The sequence below is a fragment of the Maridesulfovibrio ferrireducens genome, assembly GCF_900101105.1.
GTDB classification, from domain to species: domain Bacteria; phylum Desulfobacterota; class Desulfovibrionia; order Desulfovibrionales; family Desulfovibrionaceae; genus Maridesulfovibrio; species Maridesulfovibrio ferrireducens.
In genome coordinates, this window is sequence record NZ_FNGA01000005.1 from 162494 (window position 1) to 181188 (window position 18695).

Genomic DNA, 18695 nt, shown 5'->3' on the forward strand with positions numbered 1-18695 from the left:
TTAGAGTGATCACAATCACATTATAGGAGTCTCAATTTGAGGCTCCTTTTTTTTGCCCTGAATATCAAAGAACCCTGCGCGCGCCGACAAAATACTTCCGCCAGTAAGCCTTATTCATAGATTCTTCACGGACATAGTGACCACTCTTAGGACTATGCACAAAAAATTTCCCATCCCCGGTATAAATACCGGTATGCAGACTTTTACCTCCACCCGGAATTCTGAAAAAAACTATATCTCCGGCCTTAATCCGACTTAGATGAACAGGTTTTCCCGCATCAATCTGCTGCCACGAAACACGTGGAATCCTCACTCCATGCTGATTGTAGACCCACCAGACCAACCCCGAACAGTCAAAACCTTTTGCCGGAGAAGCTCCTCCCCATTTGTAGGGTTTACCTATCTGAGAGCGGGCAACACTGACAACAGAACTCCCTTTCTTGGAAGAACCCTCTGTAGTTATAATTCTACCGCTACGTGGAATAGAAACAGTTTTCTTCCCGCAACCCGCCAAGAAAACAGCTAACCCCAAAATGACAGCAAACAATATAATTTTGCGTGAGCTATTCCTAAGTGTGATCATACCAATAGATTTTATCCTGAAATAATATCTTGCACAATAGCTTTTCTCTCTATCAAAGCACTAAGTCGTTGATTTCAGGCTATTTGAATTTAATTATCAGCTTTTCGGATAGGTTCTAAAAATCAAATCCCATCAATTAGCTATTGACTTTTCTTCCATTTTTGAAGACAAACTTCTACGCTTTAGGTGATAAATGTGAAACATATTGATGAGTTGCACAAAACCTAAAAAGATAACACGGCTGAGGTATGGTTTTCTAAATCTGGCACAACATCGCGTTACAGTGAGGTCCGTATGTTGCCCATGATGCTAGCGTTGGTCATCTTGTTGCCCTTGATGGCTGCTATAGGCTGCTACTTTCTGCGTGTAAGTACGATCAGATCTATGATCGTTCTTGTCACAGGAGTTTGCATCGCTGTTACTTCTCTTGTCCTTCTCGGGCAGGGATCATTTACTTATTCTCCAGGTACATTACTTGGAATCAGTTGGGATTCCCTCGTCACTTTGGCGGACTTTTCCCTGCTCTTCGTAATCCTTTATTACGCATTCAAACTGAAAAATCAGCTGATCAAAGTATTTGCAGTATTGCAGATAATTCCATTAGCTGTGTTTGAATTATTCTTCGTTGACCATGCAGCAGAGGTTCCGGCATTTTATGCTGACAGCCTTGCACTAATCATGGTTGCGGTTATTTCAATTATCGGTTCGCTCATCTGCATCTTTGCGATCCCTTACATGAAAGAACACGAAGAGCACTTGCACCTTGTAAATTCTCGCCAGCCGAGATTTTTCTTTTATCTTGTTCTGTTCCTCGGAGCTATGAACGGATTGGTGCTTTCTAATAACATTCTTTGGCTCTACTTCTTCTTCGAAGTGACTACCTTCTGTTCCTTCATGCTTATTGCGCATGATGACACAGAAATCGCAGTCAAAAATGCCACCCGCGCCTTGTGGATGAACTCCCTCGGCGGTGTTGCTTTTGTCTTCGGAATGATCTGGGCGTACACTGAAGTGGGTTCCCTAAGTCTTCAGACTATTATCGAAGCCGGACCAATGGGCGGAGCAATGCTCGTACCGATTGGACTGCTTTGTTTAGCTGGATTCACTAAAGCCGCTCAACTTCCTTTCCAGAGCTGGTTGCTCGGAGCTATGGTTGCTCCTACTCCGGTTTCCGCTCTACTTCATTCAAGTACTATGGTTAAAGCCGGTGTTTACATCGTGCTCAGACTTGCCCCTGCATACGCAGGCACTTTCCTCAGTGAAGGTATAGCTCTTTGCGGAGCCTTCACTTTCCTTGCTTGTGCTGCAATTGCAATCAGTCAGAGTAACGGTAAAAAAGTTCTTGCTTACTCTACCATCAGTAACCTTGGATTGATCATCTGTTGTGCAGGTCTCAACACACCTTGGGCCATCACAGCAGCAATCATTCTGATCATCTTCCACGCAGGTTCCAAAGCTCTGTTATTCTTGTGCGTAGGCACAATTGAACATGGTATCGGCAGCCGTGACATAGATGACATGCATGGCCTTTACCTTAAGATGCCTCGTACCGCGATTATCACGATCATCGGTGTCTTAACTATGATTCTGCCTCCCTTCGGTGTTCTGCTTGGTAAATGGATGGCTATTGAAGCTGCATCCGGCGATATTTTTGTTATCGTGATGCTCGCTCTAGGTAGTGCTCTTTCTCTCGTATTCTGGGCTCGCTGGGCAGGTATCCTGCTTACCGCTCCACTTCGTGATAAAGTTCCTGCTGAAATTCAGAGCCCATTGACAAAGTTCACCTTGACTGCACTTGCTGCAGGCACTGTTATCCTGTCTTTGTTCTCTCCAGTCATTTACACAGGTTTGATTGAACCAATGATCGGTAAGACTTACGAAATTACTGCCGGTGTATTTTCTTCACCTGTCGGTGTTTTTGCAGTCTATCCAATATTCTTTATACTTGCAGCAGCGTTTGTGTATGCATGGATAGAAACTAAGAAATCTGGAAACATCCAGAATGCTCAATCCTACATGTGCGGAGCAAACGTTAAAGAACCTGGAGTTCAGGCCTTTATCGGTCCTATGAATCAGCCGGTAGCACTCAAGGCTAGTAACTACTACCTTAAGTCTTTCTTCGGCGAAGAAAAGCTTACCCTCTGGATCAACTTTGTTGCTCTGGCTCTCATCGTTCTTATGTTGGGAGGAGCTCTCTAATGGAAACGATAATTCTTATGATCTTCGGTGTAGTTGTGGCTCCCATTCTCGGTGGTCTGATTTCAGGTGTTGACAGGAAAGTTACTGCTCGCCTTCAATCCCGTTTCGGTCCTCCGATTCTACAGCCTTTCTACGACGTTGCTAAATTATTTGGTAAAGTTAAAGTCATCAACAACTTCTGGCAGGTTTTCTGTGCATGGGTTTATCTCATTGCCGCAGCTCTCTCTGTCGCCCTGTTGTTTGCTCAGTCCGACCTGCTTCTGATCTTCTTTGTTCAGGCAATCGGAGCCGTCTTCCTGGTTATGGGTGGACTTGCCAGTTCCTCCCCATACAGCCAGGTTGGAGCACAGCGTGAATTGATTCAGGTTCTTACTTATGAACCGCTCATTATTCTGGTTTTCGCTTCCATCTTTATGGTAACCGGAAGTTTCAGAATTGATGAGATTCTAGCTTATGACCAACCGCTTTTAGTTAAATTGCCTCTCATGTTTATCGTGCTTGGCTATGCTCTTACTATCAAACTTAGAAAATCGCCTTTTGACTTCTCCACTTCGCATCATGCGCATCAGGAATTAGTCAAAGGAGTGCTCACCGAATTCTCCGGTCCTTACCTCGGCATCATTGAACTTGCCCATTGGTATGAGACTGTTTTCATTCTCGGAATATGCGCACTCTTCTGGCACACCAGCCTTGTCGGTGTAGTACTCCTGCTTGCCTCTACTTACTTCGCAGAAATACTGATTGATAATACTATGTCACGCATGACTTGGCGTTGGATGCTCAAATACGTTTGGAGTGTCGGTCTGGTTATGTCCTTTGTTAACCTCATCTGGCTGCACGTGGGTTAAGCTTATGTTCAAGAGATTCATTGATAAATCACGCGCCAAGTCTCCGTGGATCATGCATTTTGACTGCGGAAGCTGTAACGGCTGCGATATTGAAGTTCTGGCATGTCTTACACCGATGTATGATGTTGAACGCTTCGGCGTAGTCAACGTCGGGAACCCTAAGCATGCTGACGTCCTCCTTGTCACCGGAACGGTTAACCCCCGTAACGCCAAGGTTTTACGCAACATCTATGATCAAATGCCTGACCCTAAAGGCGTAATTGCCATCGGCGCATGTGGTCTTTCAGGTGGAATTTTCCGTGAGTGCTACAACGTACTCGGCGGAATCGACAAGGTAATCCCTGTGGACGTTTACGTTCCCGGGTGCCCTGCTAAACCTGAAGCTATCATCGACGGCGTGGTCACTGCCCTTGCCAAGTTTGAAGGCCTCAGAGGCTAAACATTACGAGGGATAACAACGTGATAGAAAATCTGAAAGAAATCACAATGGAAACTATCGTCGGAGAAGTTTCCAAGTTGAAAAGCGACGGACAACATTTTGTCGCTATAAGCTGCACCGAACTGGATGCAGACAACTTTGATCTGATCTATACCTTCGACAAAGAGTTAGTTCTTACCAACTTGAGAGTTACCGTTCCTAAAGGAACAAAATGTCCTTCAATAAGCGGTATTCTTTTTGGCACCATGCTAGTTGAAAACGAAATTCAGGACCAGTTTGGCCTCTTGTTTGATGGCCTTGTTCTTGATTTTGGACGCACTCTCTATTTGGACGAGGAAATTACTACAATCCCCTTGTGTAATAACACCAAGGCGATGACTGTCAAAAAATAATTCGTCTTCCCGGATTAAACCAAGACGAAAACAACTATAGGGTAAATTATGGCACGCACCATCATACCTTTCGGTCCGCAGCATCCGGTTCTTCCGGAACCGTTGCATATGAAACTTGTCGTGGAAGACGAGATCGTGCTGGAGGCCATTCCTGCGCTTGGATACGTTCACAGAGGGCTTGAAAAGCTAGCTGAGATTCGCGATTATCATCAGATGATCCAAGTCGTTGAGCGTGTTTGCGGTATCTGTTCTATGATTCATTCTCTTTGTTACTGTCAGGGTATCGAAGAAATGATGAAAATAGAGGTTCCTGAAAGAGCGAAATACCTCCGCACAATATGGTCAGAACTGCACCGTATGCACAGTCACTTGCTATGGCTCGGCCTTTTCGCCGATGCTTTTGGCTTTGAAAGCCTGTTCATGCAGTTTTGGCGTATCCGTGAACGCATCATGGATCTTAACGAAGCTACCACAGGTAGTCGCATAATTGTTTCCGTCAACGTTGTCGGTGGGGTCCGTCAGGATCTAACTCCCGAACAGTGTTCATGGATTCTTACCGAACTTGCGCAAGCCGAAAAAGAACTGAAGACTATTCAGTCTACAATTCTTAACGACTACACAGTCTGCAAACGCACAAAAGGCATTGGCGTTCTCACAAAAGAACAGGCTTACGAACTCGGTGCAGCCGGCCCTACCCTTCGTGGTAGTGGTATTGCACAGGATATGCGTCAGCTTAAATATGCTGCTTTTGATAAAATTGACTTTGAACCGGTTGTTGAAAACGACGGTGACAGTTTCTGTCGTTCTAAAGTCAGATTCAGAGAAGTTTTACAGTCAATAGATCTCGTTCGCGCGGCTATAGCAGGACTTCCTCAGGGTGATCTTGCTGCTCCATGCAAGGGTAATCCAGAAGGTGAACTAATCACCCGTGTGGAACAGCCTCGCGGTGAATGTCTGTACTACATGAAGGGTAATGGAACCAAATACCTCGACAGGGTACGCATCAGAACTCCTACGTTCGCGAACATTCCTCCGCTTATTGCAATGATGCCCGGCATCGAACTAGCGGATGTTCCGGTTGTAATCTTGTCGATCGACCCGTGCATCAGCTGCACGGAACGCTAGGAGGTTGAGACATGCTTAAGATGACTCCAACGGTACTAAAGAACCTCTTCTCGAAAAGTTCTACAAGAATGTACCCCTTCGAAATTCGTGAACCTTTTCCTCTCTACAGAGGCGAATTGTTCAACGACATCGATAATTGTATCTTCTGTAAAAAATGTGAAATTAAATGCCCTTCACAGTGCATTACTGTCACAAAAGACAAAGAAAGCGGAACTGGAACTTGGACATGCGACCCGTTTGCCTGCGTATATTGCGGCATTTGTGTTGATGTTTGTCCAACTCAGAGTCTGCGCATGGAACCTAATCATCGTAAGCCTTCCGCTAGCCGCGAAATGATTGAGATGGTTGGTAAAATCAAAATGCCTAAAAAGAAAAAAGCAGCACCCAAAAAAGCTGAGTAGTTTATACACTACATAGCTTGTCTGCTTGATCAGAAATTAAAAAAATCCCCGGAGTCAAAGACTTCGGGGATTTTTTAGTCACAAATAAAATTTTATGATCAGAGCAGAAATTTTTCTGCCAAATCAATATGCTCCTGACGCAAAAAATCATCACCCCAATGCGGCGAACATTGCGCAATAAACCAAGGAGTCTCGATTCTCCAACAATGCAACTTCATAGCACCACTACCACCGCCGTATTTTGAATCCCCGACAATCGGAAATCCGCGCGATGAAAGCTGAACACGTATCTGATGAGTTCTGCCAGTATGTAATTTGACCAGAAGAAGTGTCTGATCTTTCAATTTTCCCAAACTTAAAACAGATGCATGCGCTTCTTTACCGGAACCTGTTACCATCTTTTCAGTCCCATTCTCTTCTTTCTTTTCAAGAAGATCATGCATCTCAAACCAACCGTCATCACCGGTTTCTTCTGAAATCCAATTTTCTCTAACGAGAGCGAGATAATACTTTCCACCTTCTCCGCTCGCGAACATATCGGAAAGAGCTTTCTGTCCATGATGGCTTTTGCCGGCTAACAGAACACCGGAAGTATCACGGTCAAGCCGATGTGCCGGGGCTGGTTTAAACGGAAAATCTGCATACATGGATAAAAGACGGTCAACAACACTGTCATCATGTCCTGTTCCGCCCTGTGAGGGCAATCCGGCAGGTTTATTAATGGCTAAGTAGTTCTCGTCTTCATAAATTATTTCGAGCGGTTCACGTGAAATCTTTTCAGCAGGCTCATCAGCCCGATATGGAGGAATTCGTACGATCTGCCCTTCTTTAACCAGATCAAAAGGCTTACAACGTCCTTTATCAACGCGCACGTTCCCCTTGCGAATCCAACGCATAACAGCGGAACGCGGAACCTCTCCGTCCACTCTTCGTTCAAGAAATCTAACAAGCTTTTGACCAGCTTCAGCGCTGGTAACTGTGACAAATTCTGCTGGCATAACTAATACGTCTACCCCATCAGTCTGGGCAAAAATGTTACTATTTCCGGTGCGACCAAAAGCAATGCAATCAGCGCAACATATGCGATCATGAAATAGCTTACCCCGAGAAAAACCCTGTCGATGGAGACATCCTCCGCCATTGAGGCAACGATGAACGTTGTGACCCCCACAGGCGGCGTAATAGCACCCATGGTAGTAACAAGAGTAATCAACACACCGAACCAGATAGGATCATATCCCATGGCTATAACCATAGGAAAGAAAATCGGAATAGTAATCAGCAAAAGAGCAAGAGCGTCCATGACCATTCCGCCGATTACATAGATCACGCATATCAGCAGAATAATTAACGTCGGAGGAATAGGTAATCCCGCAACCATGTCCGCAGCTTCAAAAGGAAGCCTTGTTATGGCAAGAAAACGTCCAAAGATAATCGCACCGACAATAACGACCATAATCATGCAGGACACTTTTAAAGTATCCGAAACAGCGGCAGCAAAACGTTTAAAGGTCATCTGCCGTGAAACTATACTTATAAGCAGAGCAAAAGCAGCCCCGGCAGCACCGGCCTCTGTAGGAGTAAACCAGCCTGCAAACAATCCGCCCATAACCAGCATAAAAAGAATTATCATCTCGATAGAACCGGGCAGCGACATCATCTTTTCTTTGAAGCTGACTTCCGGTCCAGCAGGACCCCAGTCAGGATGCCGCACGCACATGCAGAAAACCGTCACCAAAAACAAGCAGCATAAAAGAATACCGGGAATTACTCCGCCGAGAAAAAGGCGCCCTATGGATTCTCCAGTCTGGAGACCGATAATAATCAGGACCACACTGGGCGGAATTACTACACCAAGCGTTGCGCCGGCGGCAACGGAACCGGTACTAAGGATGGGATTATATCTAAATTTCTTCATTTCCGGCAAAGCAACAGTACTCATGGTCGCGGCAGTAGCAGTATTGGAACCGCAAATCGCTGCAAAACCGGCGCAGGCAAGAACGGTAGCCATCGCTATTCCGCCGCGGATATGTCCCATCCACGCATAAGCTGATTTATAAAGCCGCTTATTAACTCCTGAGTAGAAACAAATCTGCCCCATGAGAATGAAAAGCGGGATTACTGTCAGTCCGTATGAAGAAAAAACATTCCATACTTCAGTGCCGAGCATACCATATGCGGCTTTAAGATTAAGAACTTTTGCAAACCCGATAAACCCTATGATCCCCATGGCAAAGCCCACGGGAATTCGTAAAGTAAGAATTACCAGCAGCAGACAAACAATACCGACAAGGCCTATAGTTATTGGTTCCATATTATATAATAAACTGCCCGGTTAAACGAGCTTAAGAGGTTCTTTTCCGGAAAGAGTTCTGACGAAATCCAGCAACAGGACCCAAGACATCATCGCGCACCCTAAAGCTACAAAGAAAACAAAGGGGTAAAATTCAATTCCGAGTGTTTCAGAAACTTCACCCAGATCATATAAAAACATCCCCCACTTTGCGGCTTCTATTGCACAGAGAGCAAAGAAAACACAAGAAACACCCACGCTCAGAGCGTCCAGAAAAATCTGCATGGGTTTCGGAAATTTATTAAAAAACAGGCCGACTGCGATATGACTTTTGTATAACTGAGAAAAAGCCAGTGAAAACCCCGCGGCAACAGCCCCTAGAAAACCCATAAGTTCAAAAGTGCCCTTCACAGGAACCCATGTTGCACGAAAAACCATATTAGCACAGGCGAGCACAACCATTGCCGTAAGAGCTGAGCCTGCAATCCACGCTAAAATGCGGCAGAAAAGGATAGAAATTTTTTCCAATTTATTGATCATAAGCTGATTTTAATGACTCCCCGCCGCTAAAAGACGGGGAGGTTTTTCAAAACTTTAATTATTTTGCAGAATCGTATTTGACGCGGGAAGTTTCAACTTCAGCAAGAACAGCATCGGCATCAACACCTGAATCAACAGCTTTTGTTTTCCAGTCATTGATCAGAGGCATAGTCTTTTCTTTGATTGTCTGCATGTCAGCTTCAGGCATGGTGATAAGCTCAATGTCATATTTCTCTTTAGACCATGCAAGAGAATCTTTCACATGCTGATCCATATACTGTCCTGTCCATTCAGCCTGTTCACGACCGAGATCATTCATAACTTTTTTAACATCATCAGGAAGAGCTTCCCATGAACTCTTGTTCATTATGATTGCAAAAGGATAAACAGCGGTATTGGTCACAGTTTCATAACGGCATATTTCAGCGAAATTCATATCTTTCAACACATCAAAAGAAGAGAACAGCCCTTTAACTACACCCTTCTGCAAAGCTTCAGGAGTTGCAGACATAGGCATGGAAACAGGAGTTGCCCCGATGGAATCAAGAATTTTAGAAAGAATACCTGACGCGCGGAGTTCAACTCCCTTCAAATCGCTGAGAGAGCGGACAGGTGTCTTAGTCATCAAGTTTGAAGGAGCTGAAGCAAACATAGTCAAAACTTTAAATTTCTTAAATTCTTTTGGCTGATGTTTCTGGAAAAGATCCCACAGCGCGAGACTCGCGGAGGTAGATGTAGTGAATCCCAAAGGAAGCTCAAAAACAGAACTCAACGGAAACACACCGGGATGGTAAGCAATACTTACACAACCTATATCAGCCTGCCCCTGCATAACTCCGCGCAATGTATTTTTAGCGCCCAGCAATGTTGAACCGGGATAAGTTTGAACCTGCACCTTGCCGGAAGTCCTTTTTTCAACTTCCTGCTTCCAGCGTTCCATTTGCACACAAGGAAACGTCTTCGCAGGAGGAAAATTTGCATAGCTTAGGCTTATTTCTGCAGCTTGCAGCTGAGAAACAGAGCAAAACAATATAGCAAACATCATCAAAAAAGCGAATAGACCACTTACTCTTCCGGCTTTATTCATAATCATCTCCTCCCGTAAGGGCTTACTTTTTATTCAACCAAAAAAAAGACCTCCCGCATAAAGCAGGAGGCCGAATTCAAACTATTTTTTTCCGAGATTCAATTCATAGGCAACAATTAAAGTTTTTCTGAATCTAACACCCAGAGAACCGGGGAAACTATTCAAAATACAATAAAGTTCTTTCTCGCCGTCATTATCAATGTCTGCGATTCCGTATGCAGTCACACTACCTTTAATACGACGTGTTTTCCAAGCAAGGCTAAGACCGACACCATCCCAGTATTCAGAATGGAGCTCGCCTTGTGAGAAGCTTTTATAGTTGGAAAAAACCTGTGAAGCAACAGAGATATCTTTATTCAAAAGAACCTCAAGCTTGGTCGGATCAGAAATGGAAGTGATGGTTACAGCCATGGGAACAAAGTAATAATGTTCCATTTTATTCTTTTTATTCTCGGAACCGAATCCTCTAATCTTAGCGGTCGAGTCAAATTTTACATCAACCGAGTTATACGAATTCTGACTTTCATACAAAGGCTCAAGAGCTTTATTATAAACAGTCATTCTACCGTACTTATTAAGTACTAAGACTTTATAATCTTCCTTTTCAGGAAGAAAAGAGGTGTTGAAAACATTGGCAAAAGCAGGAACAGACAGACGCCTGACCGGCATCAACTCGCCATTAGAATACATATATTCAGTCACATCTTTTGAATAAAAGGTCCGGCTTGTATCAAGTTTCTGTCCAAGCAGGGTTTCAGTAAAGTTAGGTGGAATACGAACCGCGCAGAGAAACTTATTAAAGCGATTTACGAGTACCTTCGGAGTATTTCCCTTAAAAGAAATAATGAAAGAATAAGGTCTCTCGTCCATAATAATACAAAGAACTACTTCCTTCACCCCGTCCCTGCCGAGATCGATACCACTGATTTTGATACCGTTTGCTCTTGATGCATATTTATAAGAAGCAACCTCAGTTAAACGCTGATTATCAACACCGAAAACTTTTACTTCAGTGTCCGACAGCATAACAACATTTTGTTTGCCGTCACCGGTTACATCCGCAACGAATCCGCCGCGATTCACAAAATCAATACTCTGACTGCGCCAGCGCCCCGGAGTTTCTGTTCCACCTTCATATCTAAACTGTGGGTTAATTGCGCTCTGCATAGGAACTGCGGCTGTAGAAGCCGAAATAAACTCAGGATTTAAAGCAGCTTGAGGACGTGCTTCTTCACGAACTTTCTCTTCTTTGGTAGCAACCTTGCTTCCGGGTTTTTCAAATAATTGCCCTTTAACCTCTGTGGCGATGCCATCCAGAGCGGGAATAAGTCCTTCAATTGTAGTTTTAGCGCTTTTTGTCCAAGATTTTCCTTCCTTATCAACCATGCGCAGATCAACAGAAGCGTCTTTACCGACGATTGTGATACTACCCAGAGCCAGATAATCTACTCCGAGCCTCTGTGCGCTTTTAATTTCCTCAATTTTTGATGACGGAATATCGGCCTCTCCCAGCTCCTTGGAAGCTGCAAGAGGTTCAAAATGTCCTGTCCAGTTCAAACGGGAAATAAGCATCGTTTGAACGCCGCGGCTCAAATATTTATACTGCGCAGGTCCATTTATTTCAAATGGATACACAGCGAAAGTGCGCGCATCAGCAAAAGCAGCACCTGCTGATAAAATTGAAATCATTACAATAAAAAAAGCTATAAACCGTTTAAATGACATGTACTGAATCCTCCCCAAAAAGCAAAAGGCTTTCGGAAATGTACGTTATATATTCTAAATGACTAAGATATTACTGCGACTTTTTCAGGAAAACCCCGAAAACAATCGAGCTATCAGACTTTCCATATCAGCAAAACGAGTAAAAAACTTGTAACAGCTTACGGTCCGGGACGCAAAGCCAAACATAGAAACAGCCCAAAAGGCTACTTGTCAAATGTTCAGCCCTGTTTTATCTGTCTTGCTCCGGTTTTGACAGCTGTAAATAAAGACTGTCCACATTGCTACAATAAATTTCTCTAAATTTTATATGCAACCTGTAAAAAAAATCTATCATGTCAGGTTTGTTTCACCTAGAAAGCTTACCTTCATTTTTATAAATATATATTATGATAAACAATCTTCGAACATTCAGACTTGTCTGCTCCGAAAAAGACATCCCCGCAGTTGAAGAACTTTTACGTTCGCAAGGTTTTGAATTCAGCCCGGAACCGTTCTATTCAATGGCGCGAAGACTTGAAAAAGAACCTTTTCCTCTAGGTGACTCCCTTGCCTCAAGGTTCGGACGTATCTATATACAAGACCGTTCCTCCATGCTGCCGCCTCTGATGCTTAATCCGCCGAAAGGGGCAAAAGTACTGGACATGTGCGCAAGTCCCGGCAGTAAAACAGGAATTTTAGCAAGATTGGTCGGACGTGACGGATTTGTTCTTGCCAGTGAACCTTCAAAGGACAGGCTTGCTCTTCTGCGTCAGAATTTAAGACGCGTACAGGCCATAAACTCCGCAACGGTGAGTTACGAATCGCAAAAGATCCCTCTGCCTTCAAACGGCTGGGAATATATTCTGCTGGACCCGCCATGCAGCGGATGGGGAACCATCAACAAAAACCCTAAAGCTATGGATCTGTGGTCAGGCGAAAAAACCTTACCCCTCATAGCCTTACAGCGCCAACTGTTGGCAAAGGCATTTGACCTGCTCACTCCCGGCGGCAACGTTGTGTACTCAACATGCACCACTAATGTACAGGAAAATGAAGAGCAGACCCGCTTTGCAGTTGAAGAACTGGGCTTTGAGCTGGTCAGACTTCCACATCCGGAGGGATTCACCATCGCAGAGCCGCTTTTGCCGAACATGGACGGAGTGCTGCGGGTAGACGGATCAGGCGGCGGTCAGGGATTTTATGTCTGCGGACTCCGAAAACCCGGCAATGCCGAACCTGAATATCCCGAGACAGCCCCTCTGCCAGGACAGAAGCTGAATCTAAAAAAACTGGATTACCCCGAAGCAATAGATTTTTCAGCTTTACCGGATGGCGAGCTTTACGATTTTAAGGGCAAAGCAATGTTCCTTAACAGGCACGCACTGAACATGCTGCCCCCGAATATCCGCTGGCAGGGATATCCGCTCGGTAAAATTTCTGGTAATAAGTTCAGGCCGAATCCATTCGCACGAACCCTGTTGCCTGAGACTCCGGCAGAATCAGCTCTGGTACTTGAAAACGCTGAAGATCTCGCAAAATTATTTTCAGGGCAAAGCCTGACCGCTCCGGCAAAAGGCAAAGGCCCTGTTGGTTTATACTTCAAGCAGCTGCTTCTAGGATTTACAGGTAAAAAAGGCAGCCGCTTTATCTGGACAGAAAAATAGATTTTTTAAATATAAGAGGATTCAATGAACGGAACTCAACGTCGCATGAGACGACTATTTGATAAGACAAGCGGAAATGCACTCATTCTAGCTCTGGATCACGGTGCAAACGAAGGAATGATTGAAGGCCTTGGCGCCATTCCCTCCATTTTGGAAGCTCTACCCACATCAAAAGTACAGGGTGTCATTCTTAATAAAGGTCTGGCTAAACATTTCAGCGCCCTTATCCCTGCTGACGTAAGCCTGATTATACAGATGAATGCGGGCACAAGACACGGCTCGCCATCATACAACAAGAGCATCGTCTGTTCTATCTCCGAAGCGCTGAGACTAGGTGCGGACGCGGTCTCCGTACACGTCAATATTGGCAACGAGCTTGAAGACCGCATGCTTGCCGATCTGGGCGAAATTACCGACGAAGCACATCAACTGGGTATTCCAGTGCTGGCAACAGTCTTCGCCAGAGGAAGCCAGATTGTAAATGAACACGACTCAAGCCTTGTAGCACACTGCATCCGCATCGGCGCAGAACTCGGGCCGGACATCGTGGCTGTGCCATACCCCAACAATGGCGATGCTTTCCGCAAAGCAGTAGAAGCAAGCCCCGTCCCTGTTCTGGTAACAGGAGGCCCGCTCGGGCAGACAACGGAAGGCGCAATAAGCAATACTTTACGCGGTCTGGAATCCGGCTGCAAAGGGTGCTGCATCGGCAGGAACATTTTTCAGACGAAAAACCCGATTGAAAGCATGGAAAAATTAGCCGAAGTTACACATAAAAATATCATTAAAACAGATAGTTAAGAATTATTTTAGATATATTCAAAAAAACAGTTTGACAAAACCGCCACTCATCGGCAGTATCCCTCTTCGTGGCAGTGAGCAATACGGAAACGCACGCAAGTGCAGGAAGTTCAATCACAGCCTTCAGTTTGACAAACTGAATTTGTGGGCGAATAGCTCAGCTGGAAGAGCATCGGCCTTACAAGCCGAGGGTCACAGGTTCGAGCCCTGTTTCGCCTACCACAAAAAAATAATAAGCGTTGCTTAACTCGTTTATTATATCCCTGCGGAGTCGTAGTTAAGTTGGTTATAACGCAGGCCTGTCACGCCTGAGGCCGAGGGTTCGAGTCCCTTCGACTCCGCCACTAAAGTACAAAGGATATTAATCGCAAGATTAATATCCTTTTTCTTGTTTGGGGAATAAATTCTTCAATTTTATTACAATCTTCAAGCTGTTGCTGCGCACTATATACTTTGAACCTCCTTATTTTCCGCTTTGCAGAATTGTTCTCAAATGGCATTCCGAATATTGCTACAGACAGCAACATTCGGCCCGTTTTTTCTAGCTCCAATTATGATTTATACTACAAAAAGAAGGTTTAAAAATGTCTAATAAAATATACTTTAATCCCGGCTGTGCGCTGAGCATTTATAAACCTGAAATGGAAACAACTATTTTAGACTTTCTGAACCAGAACTATAAAGAAACATCTTTACATAAAATATGCTGTCGGCATGACCCGCAGCTTGAAAAAGAATCTTTGATCATTAATGTCTGCGCGGGATGTGACAAACGATTCAGCAGTTTATATGAAGGAATCTCAACCATATCATTATGGGAAGTTCTAGACAGCCTGGATTCATTCAATTTCCCTGATTATCATGGACTAAAAATGTCCGTCCACGATGCATGCCCGGTTCGCGAGAATGCAAAGGTACATCAAGCTGTTCGCAATCTGCTAAACAAGATGAACATTGAAATTATTGAAACTGAATTCAATAAATCACACTCAGTCTGTTGTGGAGATGATTTTTATCCAAAACTTGCAATGGATAAGATCCATAAACTAATGAAGAAAAGAGCTGATTCCATGCCTTGCGATGATGTTTGCGTATACTGCGTATCGTGCATCAAGTCCTTATATATAGGCGGAAAAACTCCACGGCATTTAGTTGATCTTTTAATGAATGAATCAACTGAACCACAAGAATATGACACCAAGAAATGGCATGAGCAATTACAGAAATATATTGATCTTCACTAGTTATGACAGGCTAGGACGAGGATTAGAGTCCCATAAAATTACAACGATTGCAGGTAGGTAATCGCGTAAGCCAGTTCTACATCAACATCATTTGCATAATTTATCATTCTTGCGGATGTTCGCGGAACACGGATATCAGGCACAATTCCACCTATACCGTTCCGGCTGTCCAACTGAACTTCCTTGTTTATATTGAGGGATTGTCCGTTGGGAAAACTTATTTGATAACCAAGTGGAAGCTTTGCGCCTCCCCCTGTCATACCGAATGACCCATTTGTTCCATAAAAACCGACCACATACCCATTAGCCAAGTTTTTGATAGCCATTGCGACACCTTCCGCAGAACTGACGCTGTCGGGGTTAACAAGGGCAACAACCGGGCCGGTAAACTGAAGAGATTGCGGAGTAATATTCAAGGGAAGGTCCCAGCCGATGATATATGAGTCGTCCGCACTGGGAAGAACTATTTCAAGCCGTTCCGTTTGAGCATTATACAGATTCTGGTATTCATAAAATGTTGTTTCGGAATAAAAAAAGCCTGCAATTTTAGCGGCCAGATCATCAGAACCGCCGCTATTTCCCCGGAGATCAATGATAATTCCCGGAACATTATTGCCTGTCAAAAACTCCATGGCTTCTTTAAATTTATTGAAAAGTTGATCCTGAGAAATATCCTCACTCTCCAACGTGCCAAGCATGATGTAACCATATCCGCTGACAAGAACTTCACGCTTAATCGGGTTCGCGTCATCAACTTTATTCCATAGCCCGGTATCAGTCTGAATTTGCCTATTGTCGTCTGCCGCTATCAAAACAGTTGTAAATGGCCCCGATGCGTCAGATTTTAAATATTTTACCTTACTATTAGTAGCGACAGGATCAAGTGCGAGAGCTCTGTATTGTTCAAGAAGCTTATGTTCATTTGTTGCTATAGAAGCCGGATTGGGACGCCACAGAGTTGAAACCTGTGCGGCTGCCGTTGCAATTGCCACGTCATTCCATTCCAGAATTTCAGACCCGACATCTATCCCCGCGGTCGCAGCAGGACCGCCTGCGCTGACAACGTTAGCAATGACCTTGCCGTTATCAAGACCGATCATTCCAAGGCCGTAGCTTCCTTTAATATTCGGTTCAATAATGCCGAAGATTGGATTGTTCCAAGTGATATGCCCATCCGGTATAGATCGCGTGTATTCAAGAAGTGCAGTTATATAATCGTCTCCAGCAGCAGCGGCTTCCGCAATAACAATTTTAGGCCGTATACTACTATTAAGAGCACTCCAGTTTATCCCTTTCCAATCGCCAAAGGCATACTGCTTTTGCATCAAAGCATGAAAAGCATCATAGGCTTCCAGCCACCCCATTTTGCTGAAATCTTCAACCTCGGTTGCTTTAAAAATCCGCGTCGTCGGATCAACTCCGCAACCCGTATTTCCGTTCAGCAGGAAGACCGACAAACACGCAAATAAAATTACAAAATATTTTCTTAGGGAAAAAGTATCTATAGAAGGCGCTGGCATTAATAATCCAATCTTAGAGTGATGTCTTAAAATATTAAATCTTACGTTTTTTGATTGAAGATTATGTAGTATATAAAATCTATAAGAAGAACTACTTTTAATTAGTTGGATTTTTTTTGGGGGGGGCAAGCAGAGGGGCTAGTTACTTCGAATGCGCTACTAAAATACAAAGGATATTAATCTTATGATTAATATCCTTTTTCTTGTTGGTGGGGGTGAGGACAATAAAATACATTTTTAATCCCCTCTACTTCTCATTATTTCCGTTTTCAGCCCAATATTCAATTCCTGCTTCACCTTCATTCTCTCCCCAACGTTGCTCCATCATATGAAGAAAACAATCAATGGCACTTTGACTATGAAGAGGAAGCCACTCTGGATCATTACCTTCAATAAGAAGAATACTCCCCTGCCATTTCAAATTCCAGTTATCCCCCAAAGACTCCCCTGCCTTCACAGACCTATAAAGTTCTAATACGTCATCAGGGTCATCATCAGACAAATGAGCATCAAACCACCGATCAAAACTCCGTGGGGTTAAATCCATAAACTCTCCATAGCACTAATCTGTTATTTTCATTAAGACAAAACGTCTTCCTTAAAACTATCCATATCAAACTTCATTTCTATTCCTGCCCGGCACCCAAAGCACTCAATAAGAATCGGTTGAACTTTAAACTTAGAAACAAAAAAATCTTGAGAAACCGAGACAGACATTTCGTTAAACTCAGCTGCGCTTATCTTTTCATCAAACAACAAGCTTCCTCGTAAAATACTTGACGAACTAATTGGCATGTAGACAAAATTAACAAGATTTAACCTATCGATTGAAATAGAAAAATCATCCTTTGAAACCCCTGCAACAACGACACTGTCTCCGAGCACTATATTTTCATCAAATTTTTCTATTTTCCATTTTAGCTTGGCTAATCGATCTATTATTGGATTGCCATATTTAAGATCATTATCCACGATTTCCGGCAAAAGTTTTTTCTGAACATTCTTAGTTATATCAAAATTTACTCCTTTCAAATATTTTAAACATCCCTCAAGACCTGATTCAGCATTAATTTTTTCTAATAAAAAGACCCAATTATCAAGAACATATTCTATAACAACTTCTTCTTGATCAGGCGTTGCAATAATCCCTCTTTGAGCAAATCCTTCCCGAACCTCTTTCATAAGATATTCTGGATCATTTCTAACCTTTTTCGTCACCAAACAAATCAAATCCTGCACATCAAACTTATCAAGAAATGATCCCATTAGATCATTGGAGAACTTATCAATACTCCGTCTAAAATTCCAAGTGCGTATCAACTGAATATAAACCAACTTTAGCAATCCATCCGAAACAACTGAAACACGCCCTGAACGTAGTTCTTTTAGTACCTCTCTGCTTAAATTTTCAAATTCAGTTATCTTTAAATCAACCTCGCAATCTTCCTCTCCATAAAAAAAACGTTTTGTCGCAACATCTGTAATATTATTTTTAATTGGTTGGGCTAAACCTTTTCGGTACTGATAAACCTGTTTACCATTCTCGGAAAAACCTCGCAGCAAAGCTTGTGGAATAAAGTGTTGTTTCTTTCCGGCCAAAAGTTACTCCTTAATTTTTTTCAAACCAGCCAAGTATCAACTTCAACGTCCTCAACCGTCCGCTCCCCCCAAAATCAAACCTTCTCAACAAGATCACCACCATCAATCAATACGTGAAACCCGTAATGAAAAACATCCTCCTCTAAACAACAACTACATTATTATTTACTTTCTCACCCGCATACACCTTCCCAAACCTCAAGCCAAGCTCATCAACCCGTATCCCACAAAAAAAGCCGGAACTCCCGTTCCGGCT

18 protein-coding genes and 2 tRNA genes are annotated in these 18695 nt (G+C 43.5%); 11 read left to right on the plus strand and 9 right to left on the minus strand.

Translation table 11 applies throughout. The features are described 5' to 3' along the window. Positions 1-64 precede the first annotated feature (64 nt). On the minus strand, positions 65-583 hold the full coding sequence (locus BLT41_RS15335) for an NlpC/P60 family protein (RefSeq protein ID WP_092162715.1): 519 nt from the start codon (positions 581-583) through the stop codon (positions 65-67). Positions 584-877: 294 nt separating this feature from the next. Between BLT41_RS15335 and BLT41_RS15340 the strand changes: the two genes are divergently transcribed. From BLT41_RS15340 to BLT41_RS15365, 6 genes are read left to right on the plus strand one after another with little or no spacing between them, the layout of a single operon-like run. Then, entirely contained in the window at positions 878-2782 is a 1905-nt protein-coding gene (locus BLT41_RS15340) for an NADH-quinone oxidoreductase subunit 5 family protein (protein WP_092162716.1), read from the plus strand. Then, positions 2782-3630 carry a respiratory chain complex I subunit 1 family protein gene (locus BLT41_RS15345; protein ID WP_092162717.1) on the plus strand — a complete coding sequence of 283 codons (849 nt, stop codon included), beginning with the start codon at positions 2782-2784 and terminating at the stop codon, positions 3628-3630. The genes BLT41_RS15340 and BLT41_RS15345 overlap by 1 nt, the downstream gene beginning before the upstream one ends. A gap of 4 nt (positions 3631-3634) precedes the next feature. Continuing rightward, a complete protein-coding gene (locus BLT41_RS15350) occupies positions 3635-4069 on the plus strand; it encodes an NADH-quinone oxidoreductase subunit B family protein (protein ID WP_092162718.1) in 435 nt (144 codons plus the stop codon). Between the two features lie 20 nt (positions 4070-4089). Then, positions 4090-4461: an NADH-quinone oxidoreductase subunit C gene (locus BLT41_RS15355; RefSeq protein ID WP_244512308.1), complete on the plus strand. Its 372-nt coding sequence runs from the start codon at positions 4090-4092 to the stop codon at positions 4459-4461. A gap of 48 nt (positions 4462-4509) precedes the next feature. Then, positions 4510-5586 (plus strand): hydrogenase large subunit, encoded by a 1077-nt coding sequence (locus tag BLT41_RS15360; RefSeq protein WP_092162727.1) that lies wholly within the window; start codon positions 4510-4512, stop codon positions 5584-5586. A gap of 11 nt (positions 5587-5597) precedes the next feature. Next, positions 5598-5987, plus strand: a complete 390-nt coding sequence (locus tag BLT41_RS15365; RefSeq protein WP_092162729.1) for a 4Fe-4S dicluster domain-containing protein — start codon at positions 5598-5600, stop codon at positions 5985-5987. A 98-nt stretch (positions 5988-6085) separates the two neighbouring features. On the opposite strand, the gene BLT41_RS15370 is transcribed toward BLT41_RS15365, so the two are convergent. The 5 genes from BLT41_RS15370 to BLT41_RS15390 all read right to left on the minus strand — a co-directional run bounded on the left by BLT41_RS15370 (position 6086) and on the right by BLT41_RS15390 (position 11632). Beyond that, positions 6086-6985, minus strand: coding sequence for an RluA family pseudouridine synthase (locus BLT41_RS15370; protein ID WP_092162731.1), 900 nt, complete (start codon positions 6983-6985; stop codon positions 6086-6088). 11 nt (positions 6986-6996) lie between these two features. Then, positions 6997-8301, minus strand: a complete 1305-nt coding sequence (locus BLT41_RS15375; protein ID WP_092162733.1) for a TRAP transporter large permease — start codon at positions 8299-8301, stop codon at positions 6997-6999. 21 nt (positions 8302-8322) lie between these two features. After that, complete coding sequence (locus BLT41_RS15380) at positions 8323-8820, minus strand: TRAP transporter small permease (protein WP_092162735.1); 498 nt, start codon at positions 8818-8820, stop codon at positions 8323-8325. Positions 8821-8878: 58 nt separating this feature from the next. Beyond that, on the minus strand, positions 8879-9907 hold the full coding sequence (locus BLT41_RS15385) for a TRAP transporter substrate-binding protein (protein WP_092162737.1): 1029 nt from the start codon (positions 9905-9907) through the stop codon (positions 8879-8881). Positions 9908-9988: 81 nt separating this feature from the next. Next, positions 9989-11632 carry a hypothetical protein gene (locus tag BLT41_RS15390; protein WP_092162739.1) on the minus strand — a complete coding sequence of 548 codons (1644 nt, stop codon included), beginning with the start codon at positions 11630-11632 and terminating at the stop codon, positions 9989-9991. 386 nt (positions 11633-12018) lie between these two features. Here BLT41_RS15390 and BLT41_RS15395 point away from each other — a divergent pair, with 386 nt between their 5' ends. The 5 genes from BLT41_RS15395 (at position 12019) to BLT41_RS15415 (ending at position 15320) form a co-directional block, all read left to right on the plus strand. Then, entirely contained in the window at positions 12019-13275 is a 1257-nt protein-coding gene (locus tag BLT41_RS15395; protein ID WP_092162741.1) for an RsmB/NOP family class I SAM-dependent RNA methyltransferase, read from the plus strand. Between the two features lie 24 nt (positions 13276-13299). Beyond that, a complete protein-coding gene (locus BLT41_RS15400) occupies positions 13300-14076 on the plus strand; it encodes a class I fructose-bisphosphate aldolase (RefSeq protein WP_092162743.1) in 777 nt (258 codons plus the stop codon). A 146-nt stretch (positions 14077-14222) separates the two neighbouring features. Beyond that, positions 14223-14298, plus strand: a tRNA-Val gene (locus tag BLT41_RS15405). Positions 14299-14343: 45 nt separating this feature from the next. Further along, positions 14344-14420, plus strand: a tRNA-Asp gene (locus BLT41_RS15410). Positions 14421-14660: 240 nt separating this feature from the next. Further along, the gene (locus BLT41_RS15415; protein ID WP_092162745.1) at positions 14661-15320 is read left to right on the plus strand and encodes a heterodisulfide reductase-related iron-sulfur binding cluster; all 660 of its coding nucleotides are present in this window, start codon (positions 14661-14663) and stop codon (positions 15318-15320) included. Positions 15321-15358: 38 nt separating this feature from the next. On the opposite strand, the gene BLT41_RS15420 is transcribed toward BLT41_RS15415, so the two are convergent. The 3 genes from BLT41_RS15420 to BLT41_RS15430 all read right to left on the minus strand — a co-directional run bounded on the left by BLT41_RS15420 (position 15359) and on the right by BLT41_RS15430 (position 18439). Continuing rightward, positions 15359-16840: a S41 family peptidase gene (locus tag BLT41_RS15420; protein WP_092162747.1), complete on the minus strand. Its 1482-nt coding sequence runs from the start codon at positions 16838-16840 to the stop codon at positions 15359-15361. Positions 16841-17087: 247 nt separating this feature from the next. Continuing rightward, positions 17088-17387, minus strand: a complete 300-nt coding sequence (locus tag BLT41_RS15425) for a hypothetical protein (RefSeq protein WP_092162749.1) — start codon at positions 17385-17387, stop codon at positions 17088-17090. A 32-nt stretch (positions 17388-17419) separates the two neighbouring features. After that, positions 17420-18439 carry a DUF4238 domain-containing protein gene (locus BLT41_RS15430; RefSeq protein WP_092162751.1) on the minus strand — a complete coding sequence of 340 codons (1020 nt, stop codon included), beginning with the start codon at positions 18437-18439 and terminating at the stop codon, positions 17420-17422. Positions 18440-18695 lie beyond the last annotated feature (256 nt).